Annotated in this window: 18 protein-coding genes; 8 read left to right on the top strand and 10 right to left on the bottom strand. The window is 52.8% G+C overall.

Annotated features, from left to right (window positions below; genetic code table 11):
• Window positions 1–156: 156 nt before the first annotated feature.
• The 4 genes from ACXAFR_RS22070 to ACXAFR_RS22085 all read right to left on the bottom strand — a co-directional run bounded on the left by ACXAFR_RS22070 (window position 157) and on the right by ACXAFR_RS22085 (window position 3,051).
• A complete protein-coding gene (locus tag ACXAFR_RS22070; protein ID WP_475181044.1) occupies window positions 157–738 on the bottom strand; it encodes a YqiA/YcfP family alpha/beta fold hydrolase in 582 nt (193 codons plus the stop codon).
• A 121-nt stretch (window positions 739–859) separates the two neighbouring features.
• Window positions 860–1,654: a 3',5'-cyclic-AMP phosphodiesterase gene (cpdA, locus tag ACXAFR_RS22075; RefSeq protein ID WP_475181046.1), complete on the bottom strand. Its 795-nt coding sequence runs from the start codon at window positions 1,652–1,654 to the stop codon at window positions 860–862.
• 95 nt (window positions 1,655–1,749) lie between these two features.
• On the bottom strand, window positions 1,750–2,214 hold the full coding sequence (locus tag ACXAFR_RS22080) for a DUF1249 domain-containing protein (protein ID WP_475181047.1): 465 nt from the start codon (window positions 2,212–2,214) through the stop codon (window positions 1,750–1,752).
• 192 nt (window positions 2,215–2,406) lie between these two features.
• Window positions 2,407–3,051: an NUDIX domain-containing protein gene (locus ACXAFR_RS22085; RefSeq protein WP_475181050.1), complete on the bottom strand. Its 645-nt coding sequence runs from the start codon at window positions 3,049–3,051 to the stop codon at window positions 2,407–2,409.
• A gap of 158 nt (window positions 3,052–3,209) precedes the next feature.
• Between ACXAFR_RS22085 and ACXAFR_RS22090 the strand changes: the two genes are divergently transcribed.
• On the top strand, window positions 3,210–4,613 hold the full coding sequence (locus ACXAFR_RS22090) for a TolC family outer membrane protein (RefSeq protein ID WP_475181051.1): 1,404 nt from the start codon (window positions 3,210–3,212) through the stop codon (window positions 4,611–4,613).
• 83 nt (window positions 4,614–4,696) lie between these two features.
• Here ACXAFR_RS22090 and waaA read toward each other — a convergent pair whose 3' ends face one another.
• Together waaA and msbA are read right to left on the bottom strand one after the other, a co-directional pair.
• Window positions 4,697–6,007: a lipid IV(A) 3-deoxy-D-manno-octulosonic acid transferase gene (gene waaA, locus ACXAFR_RS22095; protein WP_475181052.1), complete on the bottom strand. Its 1,311-nt coding sequence runs from the start codon at window positions 6,005–6,007 to the stop codon at window positions 4,697–4,699.
• Window positions 6,008–6,091: 84 nt separating this feature from the next.
• On the bottom strand, window positions 6,092–7,870 hold the full coding sequence (msbA, locus tag ACXAFR_RS22100; protein WP_475181055.1) for a lipid A export permease/ATP-binding protein MsbA: 1,779 nt from the start codon (window positions 7,868–7,870) through the stop codon (window positions 6,092–6,094).
• Between the two features lie 199 nt (window positions 7,871–8,069).
• Between msbA and ACXAFR_RS22105 the strand changes: the two genes are divergently transcribed.
• From ACXAFR_RS22105 to ACXAFR_RS22120, 4 genes are all read left to right on the top strand, one after another.
• Window positions 8,070–8,954 carry a mitochondrial fission ELM1 family protein gene (locus ACXAFR_RS22105; protein ID WP_475181056.1) on the top strand — a complete coding sequence of 295 codons (885 nt, stop codon included), beginning with the start codon at window positions 8,070–8,072 and terminating at the stop codon, window positions 8,952–8,954.
• Window positions 8,951–10,087 carry a glycosyltransferase family 4 protein gene (locus tag ACXAFR_RS22110; RefSeq protein ID WP_475181059.1) on the top strand — a complete coding sequence of 379 codons (1,137 nt, stop codon included), beginning with the start codon at window positions 8,951–8,953 and terminating at the stop codon, window positions 10,085–10,087. The genes ACXAFR_RS22105 and ACXAFR_RS22110 overlap by 4 nt, the downstream gene beginning before the upstream one ends.
• An 85-nt stretch (window positions 10,088–10,172) precedes the next feature.
• The gene (locus ACXAFR_RS22115) at window positions 10,173–11,192 is read left to right on the top strand and encodes a glycosyltransferase family protein (protein WP_475181061.1); all 1,020 of its coding nucleotides are present in this window, start codon (window positions 10,173–10,175) and stop codon (window positions 11,190–11,192) included.
• 16 nt (window positions 11,193–11,208) lie between these two features.
• Window positions 11,209–12,279: a glycosyltransferase gene (locus ACXAFR_RS22120; protein ID WP_475181063.1), complete on the top strand. Its 1,071-nt coding sequence runs from the start codon at window positions 11,209–11,211 to the stop codon at window positions 12,277–12,279.
• Between the two features lie 15 nt (window positions 12,280–12,294).
• Here ACXAFR_RS22120 and ACXAFR_RS22125 read toward each other — a convergent pair whose 3' ends face one another.
• Complete coding sequence (locus tag ACXAFR_RS22125) at window positions 12,295–13,101, bottom strand: SDR family NAD(P)-dependent oxidoreductase (RefSeq protein ID WP_475181064.1); 807 nt, start codon at window positions 13,099–13,101, stop codon at window positions 12,295–12,297.
• Between the two features lie 39 nt (window positions 13,102–13,140).
• The gene (locus ACXAFR_RS22130; RefSeq protein WP_475181066.1) at window positions 13,141–15,249 is read right to left on the bottom strand and encodes a PQQ-dependent dehydrogenase, methanol/ethanol family; all 2,109 of its coding nucleotides are present in this window, start codon (window positions 15,247–15,249) and stop codon (window positions 13,141–13,143) included.
• A gap of 466 nt (window positions 15,250–15,715) precedes the next feature.
• On the opposite strand from ACXAFR_RS22130, the gene ACXAFR_RS22135 reads away from it, so the two are divergent.
• The gene (locus tag ACXAFR_RS22135; RefSeq protein ID WP_475181067.1) at window positions 15,716–16,153 is read left to right on the top strand and encodes a nuclear transport factor 2 family protein; all 438 of its coding nucleotides are present in this window, start codon (window positions 15,716–15,718) and stop codon (window positions 16,151–16,153) included.
• Window positions 16,154–16,162: 9 nt separating this feature from the next.
• Here the strand turns inward: ACXAFR_RS22135 and ACXAFR_RS22140 are convergent, their stop codons facing one another.
• Window positions 16,163–16,555 (bottom strand): nuclear transport factor 2 family protein, encoded by a 393-nt coding sequence (locus ACXAFR_RS22140; RefSeq protein ID WP_475181070.1) that lies wholly within the window; start codon window positions 16,553–16,555, stop codon window positions 16,163–16,165.
• Window positions 16,556–16,742: 187 nt separating this feature from the next.
• Here ACXAFR_RS22140 and ACXAFR_RS22145 point away from each other — a divergent pair, with 187 nt between their 5' ends.
• Window positions 16,743–17,666, top strand: coding sequence for a hypothetical protein (locus tag ACXAFR_RS22145; protein ID WP_475181072.1), 924 nt, complete (start codon window positions 16,743–16,745; stop codon window positions 17,664–17,666).
• Window position 17,667: 1 nt separating this feature from the next.
• Here ACXAFR_RS22145 and ACXAFR_RS22150 read toward each other — a convergent pair whose 3' ends face one another.
• Window positions 17,668–19,089: an O-antigen ligase family protein gene (locus ACXAFR_RS22150; RefSeq protein WP_475181074.1), complete on the bottom strand. Its 1,422-nt coding sequence runs from the start codon at window positions 19,087–19,089 to the stop codon at window positions 17,668–17,670.
• Window positions 19,090–19,209: 120 nt separating this feature from the next.
• Between ACXAFR_RS22150 and ACXAFR_RS22155 the strand changes: the two genes are divergently transcribed.
• Window positions 19,210–20,241, top strand: a complete 1,032-nt coding sequence (locus tag ACXAFR_RS22155) for a branched-chain amino acid aminotransferase (protein ID WP_475181086.1) — start codon at window positions 19,210–19,212, stop codon at window positions 20,239–20,241.
• Window positions 20,242–20,296 lie beyond the last annotated feature (55 nt).

A 20,296-nucleotide genomic window follows, 5' to 3' on the forward strand; every position in this document is an offset into this window, starting at 1 on the left:
AGTGATTTCCGTGATTTAGTGACAGTCTAATGTCAAATGTGAGCAAGATATGTAGGGGAAGTATAGTGTTTACTGGTGCATTTACAGCACGAAACCGTTAATGCGTGGATCCGCTCATCCTCGCGGCGAGCAAGACTAACAGACTCGCGGGCAATTTCAGCGATCTTTGAAGAGAAACTCGATAATTTCAGGCAATTTCCCCTCGTACCCCTGAAACCCATGGTCGCCACCATCTTCGATCAGTTGACGACAGCCCTGATACTTAGCGACAGCCTGCCGATAATCGAGCGTCTCATCACCGGTTTGAGCCATCAGCCAGTAGCGAGAGACATCTTGCAGCTGTGAGTAATACGCCTGTTGAAATTGATCCGCGTGGGCGGTCGTCAACAAGTACGTATCTTCAGTGTGAAAGTTGTGCTGTGGCGTACCAGCCACCCGGTCAATCAATAGATGCGGCCGTACCGAAGGGTTAATCAACACCGCTTTGCACCCATAGCGCTCTACCAGCCAAGTTGCCCAAAAGCCGCCAAGAGAGCTGCCGATCAAGCCCACCTGCTGACCATTCAAGCCCTGCATAAGACTCTGCAATTGTCGCTGAGTTTCCTCAGGATAGGGGCTTAGATAGGGGCATTGGTAGTCAATACTCGGATGTTCGGTCGCCAACCAATCGCGAGTCTGGCACGCCTTGTTTGAGCTAGGCGAACTCAGAAAACCGTGAATGTAAACCAATGTCGACATAGAAAATCCATTCCATCGAGCTAAACTGCAGAATCCGGCCTACCAATACCAGAGATTCAAAGTCACCTAAATCAATAACGCGTGAAAGCAAGCCCGATCACTCTGTGACGACGAGGCCTAATCAATAGCCTCCAGACGAAAAGTTAATTCCGTAGTCTTTCTCAGCTACGCGTCTGACACCAGTATCGAAGTCGCCAGAGTCGTGGAGTTCAAACCATCGATAACCTGGCATCAAACAATCTAACGCGAAATCTTCGCTGCCAGGTTTAAATTGTATACACGTTGACGGTGTTGAAAGCAGCTGAAAGTGTGCAAACTGCCCGGCATACTCTTGATGTACATGCCCCCAAACCAATGCTTTGACGTGGGGAAAGCCCGCTAACAAAGACAGCAACGCCTGCCCCTCGCGGATAACATACTGATCAATCCAGGCACTGCCAACCGGCACCGGTTGGTGATGAACAAATACCATTGTCGGCTTTTGACAGTCGCTCAGAGCACAACGAACCCGCTCCAGTTCACCCGCCGCCAGACTCCCGTATTCGTGGCCAGGTACAGCGGAATTCAACAATAACAGTTGCCAGCAGCGGGTTTCCATCCGATCCATGATCGCGCCCTTTCCACTAGCACTCAATTGACGTAGACAAGCGTCGGAATCGTGGTTTCCCGCCAGCCATGCTAAAGGCACCGCTGACATCTCTCTAACCGTTGTCACAAAGCGCCGGCAAGCGGACTCAGTACCTTCGCTGGAGATATCTCCAGACGCCAACATATAATCGTAAGAATCTTCGCTTTCACGCACCAGAGCCAACACATCAGCCAGGCTTTCATCGGTATTAAGCCCGAGCAGACGCTCTCCTGGATACTCTCCAAGATGGCAATCGCTGAGCTGCAGCAGTCGTTGGCTTGCGGACAATCGCTTGATCCTTAATCCCAAAATGGTTGTGTTTCTATTCCAATTAGAAAAGCAGAGCTGGTTACTCTCATGTCCCTAGATGCGTCCCAACGGACTTAGGAATTCACGCCCATGCGCACGAGACCGTTTGCCTGACTGTGTATCAGCCAATCACTCAGGAAACGATTCACCTGCGCCTTTTCATCTTGCTGGTACATCTGTCGATTAGGATAGTCATATCTCGGCTGCAGCCGACGATGATGATCCCAGGCAACCACTTCCGCCATACGAGCGTCATGATATAACCGCACTTGCATTTGCGGTGCATCCAGCCAGGCGAAAGGTTCGTCTTCCTGCCAAATGTGGAGCATGGTGGTGTACTTGGCACGCTCGACGATTTCCAGACGAATGGACTGACTCTGTGCGCCAACCTGAATGCGATAGCCCCAACTGTTACGCTCACGATAACCCGGCATCAATTTCAACAGACGAGCGTAATTGGCTTCGCAACAAGACATCTGTTCAGCCAAATCTACCTTATAGCGCTGTGCATTGCGACTTAGCCCGCTACTGCTGGTCATGTATCCGCCTCCACAGCGAAACTGCTCTTTGTTACCAAATTCATCATAGGATGTGCTGATTTAATTAACAGCTTAGTCGATGAACGCGCCCTGTGCGCCGGGACTGGCCGTCGACCTCGCAAAAGAGCGCTCCAACTTACCACACTTATCCAGCCCCCCAAAAGCGTGACCCACGCCGAAAACCTTCGGGATTTATCCGGATACGGGCTCCGCCGAATGTTTTCGCAAGCGGGGCCGTTCACGTTGTAACCACTGTAGGGCAATCAAAATAGGCGAATTTACAAACAGACCACTGAATATATTTGCCAAAACTGGCTCTGCCGGAACGAGTTTTACCAAAATGTCCTCCTGCTCTTCTGCCAACCCGAGCACCTGACCATGGCACTGACTGAGATCTGCCAAACCACAATAAAGACTAATATGTTCATCGCAGCCACCAGGGGATGGCATATAACGGCAAATATGCTCTAACGAATCAATATCCACCCCGGCTTCTTCTCGAGCTTCGCGGATTGCGACCTCTTCAGCGGACTCTCCTGGCTCGACAATGCCAGCAACAATTTCCAGACACCAGGGGTTCTCTCCGCTCGCTAGAGCGCCGGCGCGAATCTGCTCGATCAGTGCGAGCGTATCCGCAGCCGGATCGTAAAGAAGCACAGCAACAGCATCACCTCGACGTAAGACTTCCCGCGAAACCGGCTGGCTCTCACCCCCACCATACAAACGATGGCGAAAATGCCACGCTTCCATAGAAAAAAAACCATCGTAAAGTGTTTCCTTCTGGATAACCTCTACATCTTTGTGGTCGAAGCCTGAATGGACCTTTAAATCACTCATTATTTCCCGATCTACTAGACAGTATTAACATTTTTTAAACGAGCGGTTTCCCGGCTACGGTCGACGATTGACGTGCGAAACGCTACACTTTGCCGGGAATTTCCCTCCGATTCTCCGCATTTGCCACCCGCACATGCAATGCCACCACAGGAACAGACATGCGCAAGCGAAAGCTTATCTCAGGCATAGCCCTGGCAATAGGCCTGTCCACGTCAAACAGTCAGGCAGCCTCACTGCAGGATATATACCTGCAGGCTCTAGAAAATGATCACCAACTGAAAGCAGATCGTGCCGCTCTGGAAGCCGGCCTTGAAAGCTCCAAAATCGCGCGAGCCAATCTACTTCCACAAATTAATGCCAGCGCAGCCCACACAGAAACTGACTATGATTATAACGGTTTTAGCAACAGCTTCGGCGGAAATATAAACAGTTCCGGCGAGGTGGACAACGACACCTACCAGCTGTCTTTGACACAACCTCTGTTTGATATGTCCGCCTGGTACAGCTACCAACAGGGCAAAGCGGTCAGCAAGCAGGCAGAAGCTCAGTTCGGCGCAGACCAGCAGTCTGTCATTATTCGCGTTGCCGAAGCCTACTTCAACGTACTGCGCGCCATAGACAATCTGGAGACAGCCAAAGCGGAAGAAAATGCCCTCAGCCATCAGTTGGAGCAAACGAAACAACGCTTTGATGTTGGACTTACCGCAATAACCGATGTCCATGAGGCACAAGCCGCCTACGACACCGCGACGGCGGCAACGCTTGAAGCGCGCGGCGCTCTTGGGATAGCGTTCGAAGAAATTGAGGTTCTTACCGGCTCATCGCCAGACAGCATCGCGCCACTTCTGGAAAATTTTCCGATTACCAATCCTGAACCGGCCGACCGCAGTGCCTGGGTCGATTTTTCTCTGCAGAACAATTATTCATTGAAAGTTGCGCATTTGAATTACGATGCATCCCGGCAAAGTGCGCGGGCAGCAGCCTCCAATCACTTGCCGACGATCAGTGCAAGTATCAACTATGTCGACATGGATGATACCAACACCGAGGTAGATACGGCTGGCTTCGGTACCGCTTATCCCGACGAACGTTACACAGACCAATCCACCATAGCCGTGCAATTGGATGTGCCAATCTTCAGCGGATTACGTACCTCATCCGAGCGCCGCCAAGCCCAGCAACTGCAAGTTCAGTCGATGGAGCTGTTCAATCAAACACAGCGTGACATCATCCAGAACACCCGCTCACTACACCTCTCCGTAATGACGAATGTTGCGCAGATCAACGCTCGCAAACAGGCGATTACCTCTAGTCGCAGCGCGCTGGAAGCCACACAGGCTGGTTACGACGTGGGCACACGAAATCTGGTCGATGTTTTGCTGGCCCAGCAAAACCTGTACGAAGCTCAGCGCAGCTATGATGAAACTCGCTACGATTACGTACTCGACATGCTGAGATTGAAAGAAGTCGCGGGCTCACTCTCGCCCGACGACGTCAGCCAATTGAATCGGTGGTTGGAAACGGCCAAGCCCGTTCTGCGCAGCAGTTACGAAGCAAGATAGTCCGCTACGACATAGAACAAGCGAGTAATTACCTGCCAGATCGACTGGGATACATCCGTTGATCTGGCAGCCTCTTGACAAGATCACTCTCCATTCCGGCCCGATCTGACAGCCTCCTGACAGTATGGCGCCAACACGTCCATAAGTTTATTGAGCGCGCCACGATTCCGTGCCGCAACATCAAGCCCCAAACGACCGACACGCGCAACTTCTGAGGGATCTTCCCACAAACGCCCCACCTGCTCTGCCAGCTGCTCTGGCGTTTCGACAATGGCTAATGCTCCAGCATCACGTAGCAAACTGGAGATCTCGGCAAAGTTATACAGTGAGCTACCCGCAAACAAAGGCTTACCCCATGCGGCCGGCTCGATAAAGTTATGCCCCCCACGATCAACCCAGGTACCGCCCATAAAGACACAATCGCTGGCGCCAAGCAACGCCAGCAATTCACCCATGGTGTCACCAACCAGAACCTGCGTCTCAGCCCGAACCGCCCCCCCTTCAGAATGCTTTTGCACACCAAAATGTTGAGTGGCAAGGCGAGCAACATTGTCAAAACGCTCCGGATGACGCGGTACCAATACCAACAGCGCCTGAGGGAATTTCTTTAACAACTGCTGATGACACTCTAACAATAAGGCATCTTCACCGTCATGAGTGCTCGCAGCCAATAGAACCTGCCGTCCAGTCTCTCCCTGCCAGCGAGCTCGATAGGACTTGGCAAGCTCACGCTGGTGCGTATCAATAGAGAGATCGAACTTTATACTGCCAGTAATTTGAACGGCAGTATCGCTTGCTCCAAGATCAAGAAAGCGCTGAGCATCGGCACCGGATTGCGCAGCAATTTGTGTCAGGTGATTCAGCGTCGGCCGAGTGAGAGCGGAAAATCGCTGATAACCTCGCGCAGACCTCGCCGATAGACGGGCATTGGCGAGAATGACTGGAATCTTGCGACTATGGCACGCAGCGATAGTGTTCGGCCACAGTTCTGTTTCCATAATCACCGCCACCGACGGCTGCACGCGATTGAGAAAGCGCGCCAGGCTATCTGGCAAATCATAGGGACAGTAGACATGAAAAACCTCCTCTCCCAGAGTTTGTATCACTCGATCGGATCCCGTTGGCGTCGTGGTTGTAATCACCAGCTCTAATTCTGGCCACTGCTTACGCAGTTGCTTTAACAATGGCTGAGACGCGAGAAACTCTCCGACAGATACGGTGTGCAGCCACAACGCAGGCCGACTGGAATCGCGCTTGGGAAATATCCCGAAACGCTCTTTGATACGCCTGGCATAGCCCGGATTGGCCCGTGAACGCCACCACAGTCGCATCAAGATAAAAGGTGTCAGAAAATATAAAAGAAGCGTATAGCCAAAGCGCGCAGCTCGAGACATTAAAAGGCCACCTGGTCACACCGCCATAACAGCCTGCTCAGACCGAGCGCAAAAACGCTTTCAGAAAGCATCGTCAGCTCCGTATCATGCTGACGGTTCAGAAAATTGGACAGCATGCAGGCGAGCATATGCGCCCTCAGCGGCCAACAGTTCATCATGGCATCCTACCTCGACAATACGTCCGTTATCCATGACGACAATCTTGTCTGCTTTTTCAATGGTAGACAACCGGTGTGCGATAATTATCGTAGTTCGATTACGCACCGCTTCATCCAAGGCTGCCTGAATCATACGTTCGGATTCTGTATCCAGCGCCGAGGTTGCCTCATCCAAAATCAAAATAGGGGCGTCTTTCAACAGCGCCCTGGCGATAGACAACCGCTGCCTCTGCCCTCCCGACAGGCGCAAGCCATCTTCGCCAATCAAGGTATCAAACCCATCGGGCAGACGTTCAATAAACTCCAGCGCATTCGCTGCTCGCGCAGCCTCCCGAATATCTTCGCGAGACGCATCCGCACAATCACCGTAGGCGATGTTGCCAGCAACGGTATCGTTGAACAAAACGACATTCTGATTGACGATAGCGATTTGCCGACGCAGGGCGCGCAACTCATAGTCTTCCAGAGGCACGCCATCGACGGCAATCAAACCACGGTTGTGGGTGTAAAAGCGGGGAATGAGATTGGCCAACGTTGACTTACCGCTGCCAGAGCGGCCTACCAGCGCGACAGTTTCTCCCGGCTGAATATCTAAGCTGACGTCCTCCAGTGCCCATTCTTCCGCTTCATCTGAGTTTTGATCAAGGTCATCACTGCGGTAACCAAAATACAAATGCTCAATGGTGATATGGCCAGTTACTCGAGCAGGCTGGTGATTACCTGTATTCGCTTCTGGTGCCTCATCAATCTGCGCAAAAATGGTTTCTGCCGCAGCCAATCCTTTTTGAATGTCGGAATAGACAGAAGATAGCTGACGAATGGGCTTGGGCAGTAAAAATGCCGCCGTAATGTATGCGATAAACGGCCCAGGCTCCGTGCTCCCCATAAAGGACATAGCCATGTAGACCAAGACGCCCATCGCCACAGCGACAATCAACTGCATCAGCGGTGTCGCAATAGCCGATGTGGTTTCCAACTTCAGGCTGCGGTTGAAATTGTCGTCAGCAGCTTTGGCAAAGCGATTCTGTTCATAATTCTCGCCACCAAAACTGCGCATCACGCGATAGCCATTGATCATTTCGGAGGAAACTTGAGTGATGTCCCCCATCGATGCCTGTATCCGACGAGACAGCTTGCGTAAACGCTTACCAACCACAGCAACCACAACGCCAATGATCGGCGCAATAACGACAAACACCATCGTCAGCTTCCAGTCTTTCCACAACAGAAAGAGGAACAAACCGATGACCGTGAGGCCTTCACTGATAACGACTTTTACCGCTTTGGTGGCAGCGCCTGTTACCTGCATAACGTTATAGGTAATGCAGGAAATTAAGTGACCGCTGCTGTTTTCGTCAAAATAGCGGCCAGGCAACTCGGTCATGCGATTGAAGAGCTGTTTTCGCAAGTCATTAATAATCGCGAGCGATACCCGCGCGATACAATAATTACCGATGAAATACCCGATTCCTCGCCCCAATGCGATACCCGACAGAGCCAGAGGAATCATAATGCGCTGCCCCTCATCTCCGGTTTCCAGCGCTTTGATCAAATACTCCATCAACTGAGCGAGCGCTGGCTGTGATGCAGCAAAGACGATAAATCCAGCGACGCTGGCTGCGAACCAGTGCCAACGCTTGAACATATAGCTGAGAAGCCGCATGTAAATCTGCAGACTGCTCTGCTCGGGTGTTACATTCGTCATAGCTGGTGAAGTCCTGGCGTCTCCGCGATAGTGAGCCGCAAAGCTTATCATATTCCCTCAAACGCGGCGCTTCTGGACACTTTAGACCACGGTGACTATGCTGTCGCCGCAGAGACACGAGACGCGCTGCATTAAACCCATTACCCCTTGGTGCCACTTGCCTGAAACCATCCACCACTCGCCACTGAGAATATGTTGTGTGACCGATGACAAGCCCGGGCACAGAAATCAGCTGCGAGGCCTAAGCGATGCCATGGCCAGACTGGCACCAGCCGACATTACTTGGGTACACATTAGCGGCCAGGCACCAAACATTAAGGGTCATGTCGGCAACAGCCGAGCCATTACAGAGCAGCAGGACTTCATCCTTGCCGCAGGTCGCCGCACCCACTGGATCGCGTTGAAGCTTCGCTGGCGGTTGGGGGGACGCAGCGTTTTGTTGACGAAACCACTGCTGCCTCGCTGGCTGTTCGACCTGTGCATATTGCCTCAACATGATGGCGTTGCAGCGGGGCCCAAGGTTCTGCTGACCGAAGGGGCGATTAATCCGGTCCCGCTTTCCCAACATCAGGACCCTCAGCAAGGCTTGATTTTGATCGGCGGCCCCTCCCGACACCACAGCTGGGACACCGACAGCATCCTGATTCAAATCGAACAACTGCTGGCACAACATGCCGACACCCGTTGGACGTTAACGACGTCTCGGCGTACACCGCCTGAATTCATTCCTCAAGTTCAACAGGCCGTTGCCGAGCGGCTCACGATTGTTCCGGTAGAGAAGACCGATAGCCAGTGGCTCTCGGATCACTACGAGCGCTGCGGCACCATCTGGGTCAGCGAAGATAGCGTCTCGATGGTTTACGAAAGCCTCAGCAGTGGCGCCCAAGTCGGAATATTGAAAGTTCCGCGACTGCAAAGCAGTCGCGTCAGTCGCGGGCTAGATACATTGATCAAAAAGGGCAGAGTATTGTCTCTTGAAGAGCAGCCGTCACAAACGCCTCATCACGCGAACTCTAAACCACTCCAGGAAGCTGACCGCATAGCACGTCAACTACTCATTTTGGCCGGGATATCTTTCACATGAACGTATTGCAGGTGTTACCAGCACTGAACGCCGGCGGCGTCGAACGAGGCACCTTGGACTTTGCCAGAGAATTGGTAGAACGAGGCCACCAGTCAACCGTGATGTCGGCTGGCGGCACGATGGTGGCACAGCTCGAAGCCGAAGGCAGTCAACACATCACCTTCCCAGTTCACCGCAAATCCCTCAGCTCACTCTTCAAGGTTCGAGCGCTACGTCAAAAACTTCAGGCGCTGGATATCGATGTGATTCACGTGCGTTCCCGAGTGCCTGCCTGGATGACCTGGCTAGCCTTGAAGAAGGTGCCCGCCGAACAGCGCCCTGCCCTGGTATCCACCTTCCATGGTCTTTACTCCGTGAGTGCCTACAGCGCGATTATGGGCTGTGGCGACCGAGTAATTGCCATCTCCCATTGCGTTTCCGATTACATACAGGCCAACTATCCCAAGATTGATCACGGTAAAATTTCTGTCGTGCATCGTGGTGTCGATACCCGTCAATTTAATCCCGAATTTCAACCCAGCGACGCTTGGCTGTCTTCGTTCTATCAGTCCTATCCCAATCTACAGGGCAAGCCACTGATCGTTATGCCCGGACGCCTTAGCCGCTGGAAGGGACAGAATGAATTTATCGACCTGATAAAACGCCTCGTCGATAAACAGATCGACTGCCATGGTCTTATTGTTGGCGGCGCCGAGAAAAACAAAGAAGCCTACCAACAGGAATTGACCAACAAAGCGGCGACCCTGGGACTCGGCGAGCGGGTGACCTTTCTTGGGCACAGAACGGACATGGCTGAAATCTACTCGATCTCTTCCGTGGTCTGCAATATGTCACAACATGCCGAACCCTTTGGTCGTACCGTCATCGAATCTCTCGCCATGGGCGTACCTGTGGTCAGCTACGACTATGGCGGACCGGCCGAATCCCTCAAGGAATCCTTTCCGGAGGGACTGGTCCCCCTTGACGACCTGGAAGCCTTCGCCGCTGCCGTCAGCCGCTGCCTGCAACAAAAACCCGATATCCATCTTTCACCTCAATTCACATTGACCCAGCAAGCGGAAGCAACACTGGATATCTACGACTCAGCCCTGAGAGAAAACCCTCGCTTTCTCCATAAAGCCGGGATCGACTGACCGGGCACCGGCACCCCAAAGAGCCTGCATGGATATGGGGCACCGCCTCAGTTATGATGCGCCCCTGTAGATCAGGAAGCCGAGTATGCGCATCGTTCACGTCGCTCACCAACAATTGCGAAAATATGGTCAAACCCGGGTCAGCTGGGGTCAAAAACTCTACTATGGGTTGATCAAGAACGATCACTTCGTACAGCCATTTAGTGATCGCGACGTGGCCGCTTTTGAAGCCCCTCTCGGAATTCGCGACCTGGGCTTCAAAAAGGCCAATCGCCGCCTGTTGCAAACCGTGGATGCCGTTCAACCCGAACTGGTCATCGTCGGCCACTGCGACATCATCAGCAATCAAACATTGGAAGACATCCGAAAGCTGGTTCCCGGAGTGGTTATCGCCGGCTGCAACAACGACCCTTTATTTGTACCGGAAAACGTTCGCAAGATAGAAACACGCTGCCAGAGCGTCGATGTCATGTTCGTCTCGACCGGACAACCGGAACTTAAACGCTTTGAAGGTGCCAGAGCGCGCCTCCTGCATATGCCTAACCCGGTGGATCCTGCCGTAGAAATTTACGACAGCTCAGCGGCAGAGCAACATAGGCACGATCTCATTTTCTGCAGCAAATCAGCAGAACATACCGAACGCGGCAAGATTGTTCAGGCTGTGCGCGACGATTTGGGAGAGACCTTGCGCTTTTATACACCCGGCAGCTTTGGCGAACCCGGTGTCTGGGGCCGCGACTATGACATTGCCCTGTCACAAAGCCGTATGGGCCTCAACTTAAATCGGCAGGAAAACTTTCACTGGTATTCTTCAGCCCGAATGGCCCAAATGGCCGGCAATGGTCTACTCATTTTTACCCACTGCAGCGCCCATTTTGACACCTTGCTGCCAGCTGAAACCCTGGTGTATTTCGACTCCAATGAAGACTTGATTACCAAAGTCCGAGAATTCCATCAGGATGACGCCCAGCTGCGCCATTGGGCGGCCAATACCCGCCGCTTCTTTCACACGGAGATGAACAACCGGCTATACGCCCAATATATTGTTGAGGCCAGCCTACAACTGCCCTTCTCCCACCCCTATGTCTGGGCAGAATCCAAGTAACGCTGAGGAGCCCCGAGTGAGCACAATATCCCTAGCCCAAAGCATGGCCGGAGCCGATTTTGGCGGCGCAGAAAATTTTTACACTCGTCTGGTATGCGCCCTCGGCAAATACCCAACACTTCGCCAGCATGCGTTCACACGCATGGTTCCGGATCGTGTTGCCCAAATCGAAGCCGCTGGAATTTCAGCGTCGACGTTTCGATTCGGGGGCCGCTTGGACTTTCGCGATCACTACCGCTATCGCAAAGCCCTGGCGCAGCTAGCACCGGATATTGTTATGACATTTATGACGCGGGCCACCCAACTGACACCCGCGGGAGACTATCGCCTTATTGCCCGCCTTGGCCACTATTACAACCTAAAACACTACAGGCATTGCAGCCACTGGATCGGAATATCAAAAGGTATTTGCGACCACTTGATTCAAGGTGGTATGCCTGCTGAGCGCGTATTCCACATCGGTAACTTTGCCGACGAAACCATCCACGGCGCCATTCCGAGAACGTCCTATGAAACCCCCGAAGACGTTCCCTTGATCGTCGCGGCGGGGCGCCTCCACAAAAACAAAGCCTTCGACATACTCCTACCAGCGATCGCAAACATTCCCGACGTGCATCTATGGCTCGCCGGCGACGGCCCCGAACGACAGGCACTTGTCGATCAAGCACAACAATTGAATATTGCCCATCGCGTCAAATTTCTCGGCTGGCAGGCGACCATCGCTCCCCTACTGAGGACCGCCGATCTTTTTGTTTGTCCATCTCGCCACGAAGGCCTCGGCAGTATCGTTATGGAATCCTGGTTTAATGAGATTCCCATCATTGCCACCCGCTCACAGGGCCCCGGAGAAGCCATTGAAGATGGCGTCACTGGCCTGCTAACAGGGATTGATGATGTCAACGGATTACATGACGCAATTAAAACGTTACTCGCCGACGCACCACAACGAGATGCTCTATCCACCGCAGCCAAACAGCATTATGACGAGCAATGCAGTGAAGCCGCGATCTGCTCGCAATATCTGTCTCTGTATCAAGAGTTAATGGCAACCCCGCTGCCAGAAAACTACCTTAAACGACGGTCGTAGTCGCCGTCGCTCCACCTATTCTGAGCGAGAGCTCGCCGCTTCCAGCATGGTGACGAAATCATCGCCGGGTTCTAGATAACGACCGCTCAAGCTGTCGAAATCACCGCCAGCCAACTGTCGTATCATTTCTACCAGACGGATTTTCGATGCCTCCGATTGCTCGTTGCTGATCGATTTCAAAAACTCTATCCCTCCCGGCACCCATTTTTGAGCGTCGGGGTTGGACAGGGTGTGCTCCGCCATCGAAGTTAAAATTGTTCCTGGCTCTATGGCAAAAGCCGCGATCCCTCGCTCCGCCCACTCCTCAGCGACATGTTGGGTCAACCGAATTTCAGAAGCTTTACCCACAGCGTAGGCTGACATGTTCGGTTGCACCAAAGTGCCCGCCAGCGAACAAATATTGATGATGCAGCCGCGGCCTCGCTCGCTCATTCCGGGAATGGCCGCCGTCATAAAGTACATAGGCCCAAGAACATGGACCGCCTGGGTCTGCCACCACTGATCGGGATCGACAACACCCACCGGGCCGAAAGGGTCATCGACACCCGCGTTGTTGATCAAGATATCCAGCGGACCAAGTTCAGCTTCTGCAGCCACAACAGCGGCCTCCACCTCAGCTCTTTGGGTCACATCGGCGGTCAGAGTAATCGCTTTGCCTCCAGCTGCGACAATATCCGCACACACCGCAGAGAGCTGCGCTTGCGAGCGCGCAACCAGCGCGACGGCCACGCCGGACTCAGCTAACCCCCGCGCCATAATTTCTCCTAACCCTCGCCCCGCACCTGTGACTAATGCAACTTTACCTTGCAGTTTATTATTCATTGTTTGTCCTTTGCGACTGTCCGTCGGCTGCTTTAGGTGTTACCAGCTCGATAGAATGCTGGATTTGGCGGCATCCAAAGGTTTGCCTGCTGCCTCCAATTGGGACTCAAATTCATGGACCTTTTGCTGCTCCGCGATGAGGTAACTATGAATGTTGCGCACATCTTCCTGGGACAAAAGATCATCCCAACGGGGCATACCCAAAGGCAGATAGAGCCCGTCGAGAACAATGCGATCAAAAATATCGTGGGTCGCGGGATTCATTCGGCGCAAATCCGCACTGATGGTGCGCTGTTGGGAGGCATGGCACATGGTGCAGTGCTGAAAGAACAACGCCATACCCGCGGCAATTTCCTCGTCACCGGTCCCTTCTGGCAGGGACGGAGGCACTGGAGCAACCTCTAACGGCGGCAGTGTTGCTGGCAAAGGCACCTGACTGCCATCAAGCTTGAACACCAGAAGACGTCCTTGATTACTGTAGTGATAGGCGGCACTACTGGACGGAACATAAGGCCAACCACCACCGCCCCATCCCGCCATTACTGCAATGTATTGTTCGCCCCCAATCCTATAAGTCATGGGTGCCGCCATGATGCTGGTACCCGTTTCGACACGATAGAGTCGCTCTCCAGACTCGACGTCATAGGCGGAAAAATGACCCGTCGCATCACCTTGAAAAAGCAGCCCCCCAGCCGTTGTCATGACGCCAGCGCGATCCTGCCAACTGCTGGCGGGGACCGACCAAACCGTCTTGCCAGAGAGCGGATCTATCGCTCTGAGATAAGAACCCATTTCGCCGTTTTTGACACGCTCCAAGTCTGACGTACCCGCCACGGCCTCCTGAATGGCTGGCGGCATTCCCGGCAACATGTCCAGCAGATCCGGGGCGTAGATCAGCATGGCATCAACGTTCAATGCTTTGCGCACATAACGTTTATCTCCAGGTGTCACATAGAGCAAATTACCCAATTCCTGCATAGAAGCGTAATAGAGCCCCGTATCCGGGTTGTATGATGCCGGATGCCAATTGCGAGCCCCGGGCGTTGCCGGAAAAACCAGTTTCGGTGCTTGAAAATAATCGGCCTGATCAGGACGTAGCAGAGGTTTCCCCGATATGGGATCCAGGCCATCCGTCCAATTCTGGTAGACGATGCTGTTCGCCTCCAGCAAACGTCCATCGCGTCGATCAAACACATAGAGAAATCCGTTTTTCGGCGCATGAATTAATACGGGGGTATTTTCGCCCTCAATGACTTTTTCCGTCAGGATCATCGGAGCTGTTGCGGTGTAGTCCCAACTATCACCCGGCGTTTCCTGGTAATACCACTTAACTCGACCATTACTGGGATTGAGCGCAATAAGCGAAGACAAAAAGAGCTGATCGCCGCCACTGGGTGATCGCTTCTTTTGATGGTAAGGGCCGCCATTGCCGACACCAATGTAGATCGCATCAAACTCCGGATCGTAATGAATCGCGTCCCAGACTGTGCCACCCAACCCCATTTCCCAACGGGTGTCGTCCCCCCAGGTCGCAATCGCATCCTCCAATTCTGGATTTTCCTGAGGACCCAATTTGGGATCACGGGGCACAGTATAAAATCGCCAGCGCAGAGCCCCCGTCTTCACGTCGAAGGCCGAGACATACCCTCGCACCCCATATTCCGCACCGCCATTGCCAATAACGACAAGATCACCTGCAACTTCCGGCGCCCCGGTGATGGTCTGACCGCGATCATGACCGTCTAGGGTTGAGGTTTCCCACAAGACTTTTCCGGTACTCAACTCCAAGGCATAAAGCTTGGCGTCGAGAGCACCGACAAAGACCTTTCCATTTTGAACAGCCACACCACGGTTAACCTGATCACAACACGCGGTACGGTTCACCTGCATGTCGACGTCAGGAACAAAACGCCAGACTTCCTCTCCGGAAACAGGGTTTATGCCATAGACTCGCCCCAGGTTTGTGCTGGTAATCAGGAGCCCATCCACCAGAACTGGGGTCGCTTCCTGCCCTCGATTGACCTCCAGATCAAATTCCCAGGCAAGCCCCAAACGAGACACGGTTTGTCGATTGATCTGCTTCAGGGGCGAATAAAAGGTCTTCCCTTGATTGCCACCAGGAAGCGACCAGCTAGATGGTTCGGACATTGTTTTTTCAGTCGCCAGCGAGTCAGAACCCACGGGAGCATCATCCGAACAGGAAGCCGAAAGCGCCGCGATTAATAGCAACAAACAGGTACACCAAACCGAATGAAAAGACGGAAGCGCCTGTTTAGGGAATCGAGAATTTGCCAGGTGAAAACGAAACATAATGAGATCAGAGATTGTTATTTTTATGACGGCAAGAGAGACCTACAGACTAACGGAGCACGACGAGGGTTACAGCCTGCGCTTCTGGAACGGCCTATCTCAAAATTGAATGGCTCTCGATCTTGCATCCATAAGCGGGATCTCAATATCGTTAAACGACATCGATCAAAGACAGCATGGCCAGCAAATCATATCGGCTGTCTTTGATCACTCTTCATATCGAGCGGGTTTCAATAACAAATACATCAAACTTAAAAAAAACAACTGGAAGTCCAAATCAACAATAACGCTACAAGGACCGATAATGATGAAAATCACAAAAGACGAGAAAGACCAGATAGACAACATCCAACGCACACAAACGGAAAAGGCCAACTTGGCACTGGCAATGGATATGTATCAATCGGTCCTCATTGATCGCGATGCCACTCGAATTGACGAATTTTTTCCGGAAGACTATATCCAGCACAGCACCATGGCGGCCAGCGGCAGAGACGCGCTCAAGTCTTTTATCGAGGCGTTCAAAACAGAATTCCCCAACCCGCTAATGGACATAAAAAAAGTGCTGGTCGACGGCGATCACGTCGTCTTTCATGTCCACGTCAAACTCGACCCGATGGCTCCCGGCGATGGCCACGCCGTTGTGGATATCTTCCGGATCGCAGAGGGCAAGATTCAGGAGCATTGGGAAATCATTCAGGAAATTCCGGAGACACTACCCCACAGCAATGGAATGTTTTGAGTTTAATCTTCAAAAAATACCGTTATTGTTTTCCGAACTGTCTGGCAAAGCTTGCATGGCATCCCAGTGCTCGACGATTTTTCCATCCGCAATTCGAAAAATATCGATCACGTTATTGCCTTGCTCTCCGGGATTTATGATGACATGCACATGTGCGACGACAAAATCACCATCGACGAGGATTCGTTTCACCGCATGAGTCGCTGCGGGTGAATTCGCTTTTGCCCAATGGAGAAACTCTTTGAGGCCTGCCGCACCGGTTTTTGCCAGCGGGCTGTGCTGAATGTAGTTTTCGGCAATGTAGGTATCAACACAGGACGCATCCAGTGGATTCAAAACCTGCTGGTACATTTCTTCGACCAGTTGTCGATTGGCCCACTCACCGTCTGAATACTGGCGCATAGCAAGGCACCTCCTCTTTTTATCGTTATGGTAGATGGTAGCGATCTCTTTTCGCGCGGTTGACCTACCGTGATATTCTTGCGGACAGCTGCCAGGCCACCAACCTCCGCCCAGACTTATTGATAACGGCAAGGGGCTGGCGTTTTGCTAACATCCACTGAAAACATCATCGCAGGAAAACCCTAACATGCTTAAGTCACTCGTGAAACGCTATCAAATAAAACGGCGTGAACGAACCTTGCTTCAGGAAGCCAGGATTAAAGCACTCCATGTTCAGGGTCAACTGGAATTACTCGCCACATCCAGCGAAGAAAGCGGTACGGGTAATCAATGCTCAGAAGAGATTGTGGTTTCTCTGACCAGTTATCCCGGTCGTATAAACACGCTTTTTCTTGTGATCGAAAGCCTATTGCGACAGACCTTACGTCCGGACAGACTGCTGCTGTGGCTGTCGCGGGAAGATTTCCCCGGAGAACGCGACGACCTTCCATTCTCTCTGTTACAGCAGGAAGCTCGCGGATTGGAGATACACTTTGTCGATGACAACCTACGCTCCTACAAGAAAATCGTACACACTCTCGAGGTTTGCCCAGACAGTATCGTGATCACCGTCGACGATGACCTGATGTATCCTGTCGACTTGGTTGATCTTCTGTATCTGAATCACCGTCGCCACCCCCATGACGTGGTCTGCAACCGAGGGCGCCGACTTACTCTGGATGCTTCCGGTCAACTTGCCGCCTACAAACATTGGCCTCTACTGGCGAACCAAGCAGAAGCCAGCCTTTACATCACACCGACAGGAAACTTTGGCGTGCTCTACCCAATCGGAAGCCTCCACGCTGACGTGACCGATAAAGAGGTACATCAAAAACTTGCGCCGCTGGGAGATGATTTATGGCTAAAAACCATGTCACTTCGAAACGGTGTTCAATCCAGGGTGATCAGCGATCGACGCCAACCCCGTACCCGTTTCTTAGCGATTCCCTACACTCGTGGGCCAGGGTTGAGAGACAGCAACTGCTCAGCCACTGGCGGGAACGATACGCAGATGCTCGCCCTGTGGAATCACTACGAGCTACAGAAATACCTGAATCCGTCGTCATCGTGAGTCAGTGCAGGCGGCCCTGGGCCCGCCAGATCAGCGAGACTAAACACCCGCCAATGACGGCGATGAGATAGGTTCCGCTCGCGAAGAACATATACGATTCGAACAGGTTCGCAACCACCCAAAGCGCCATCCAGGCCAATGCAAGGCGATACCAGGCTTGTGGCAAGTCGCCAGAGTGCGACGCCTGACGAGCCGCCCCGACAAACCAGATCATCCACAGCAGAAAGATGACCAATCCAGCAATCCCGTAGCAAACCAACGTGTCCACAAAGCTGCTGTGCAGATGTTGAATTTCATGAAATTGCGGCGGCAGTTCAGCCGCCTGGGACGCGTATTTTCGGCCGGCGCCCCCCCAACCCAATAGCGGTCGCTCCTCAATCCACTCAATCCCCTCGTGCCAGAGGTGCACTCGCAAGGCGGCAGATTGATCCTGACTCCTGGCGAGTCCATTCACATCGACGGTCGCACTAGAGATCTGCTCAATACTGGTATAAAGGCGAGCAGCAAAACGTGACTCTGAAAGGCTTATCAGCAGGATCAACAACATCGCACACAAGGTAAATCCATACAGCAAGCGCCGCGAAGCGGTGCCAACAAACTGGCTGTGCATTAGAAACCAAAATCCTATCAACACCACCGCGACGACCAACCCCAGCCATATGCCACGTGTTTGACTGAGAAGAACACCCGCTAAAAAGACGCCCCCCAGGACGACTCGCAACCCCCAGCCCAACCAACGGCGCCAATCATTCGCTCGATGCAAATATCGCCCAATCGTCAAAACCGCCAACAGGGCGCAGGCGTAATAAAGCGACGTGTGCTGCGCGTTAGAAAGCCCGAAATCCACACGCTCTCCGGCAATGCCCTGCTGAATTTCGTGCCAGCCGCCGCCGCTCAGCCAGGGCGCCAAACACAGCCCCAGTCCACTGCACACCATGATGACGGCTACGCGCCAATAACTGCCGGCCAGAATCCACGCAATGGGTAAGAATTGAAACCAAACGCCCAAACGATGCAGTTTCGGTGAGGACTCGGCCATCTCTGGAACCTGATTAAAGCTCAGCCACCAGGATCCCAATTGCACCAGTAAAGCAGCCCAAAGCAGGTAAAACGGGAAAGAACGCAAGACATGACGACGCCCCAGAAGGAGGTCCAACCAACCAATAAGACTGGCCACCTGCAGACATTTACGACCCAAATCATCGTAGCTGAGCCCGAGCAGAGCAAAAACAGCGACAGCAACAAATGCCAGCCACATAAAAAAGCGGTGACTGAGAGACAGATAAGTAGAGATCACGAGATGCTTTATGGCCTGTTCGCAGAAAACATAAGAGTCGTGCGTGACACACGAAATGGCCGGGATAGTAACGTGGCGAAAAGAACTATCGCAACCAACCGCCGCTAATGGATCGACGATTTTCATAGCTTACACGCCAGTATTTCCCCCTGACACCCTTTCAGCAGACGTTTCAGACCGAATCTATCGCCTACAATTCCAATTTAGGTTACAGATGATTACAATTCTGACCCTTTCCCGTTCGACATTGGGCCGAACGACCGATATGAGAGCGATACAGAGATGACAGATTTTGGCTCCGTTTTTATGCCAGAAATGGCGATCAGCTGGTTTGATGGTGGTCAGTGGAGCCCGACAGAGCGAGTGGCGAGCGATTCACTGACGCTTCACCCCGCCGCCCATGTTCTGCACTACTCCAGCACCTGCTTTGAAGGACTGAAAGCGTTTCGCCACCAGGATGGCAGCGTCAATATCTTCCGCATCGATCGCAACGTCGATCGCTTTGCCCAGAGCTCTCAACAGCTGGCGCTGCCAGAGATTGACAAGGCTCAGACCTCCGAAATGATTGTCGAGCTGGTTGGCCATTTTCGTGACCAGGTGCCAGAGCCGCCCGGATCTCTCTACATTCGCCCAACACACATTGGCACTGAGCCCTGCGTCGGTAAAGCCGCAGCCCCCTCGTTAAGCTCCTGCCAGTTCGTGCTTTTGTCACCCGTTGGCAACTATTTCGCAGGTGGCAATGTCAGTTTACGCTTGCTGGTCGAAGAAGACGTCATGCGCTGCGCACCGCATATGGGAATGATTAAAAGTGGTGGCAACTATGCCAGCGCCCTCCGCCCAACGTTGAACGCTAAAAAAGACTACAAAGTTGACCAGGTTCTGTTCTGCCCGAACGGAGATGTCCAAGAAACCGGGGCCGCTAATTTTCTTTTGATCGACGGTAATACCTTGATCACCAAAGCGCTGGATGATTCTTTCCTGCACGGCATTACCCGCGACTCCATTCTTACATTGGCACGAGATCTTGGAATGGATGTTCAGGAGCGGGATCTCAGTGTCAGCGAATTGCTAGAACGCTCTGCCAATCCTGAGTGCGAAGTCGCTCTCTCTGGAACAGCTGCGGTTCTGACGCCTGTTGGCACCCTGATCCACAAAGGCCGCGAATACGCAGTCGGCAACGGCAAACCCGGCCCAATGACGGAAAAACTGCGGACGACCCTCAATGACATTCAGTGGGGCCTGGCCGAGGATCGTCACGGCTGGCTTACGAAAGTTTAATCACATCCCCTTCGGAGGCTGCTGCTAGATTGTTTATCTAACAGCGGTCACCGCC

It is taken from the genome of Pseudomaricurvus sp. ABR4_320, from assembly GCF_056159445.1.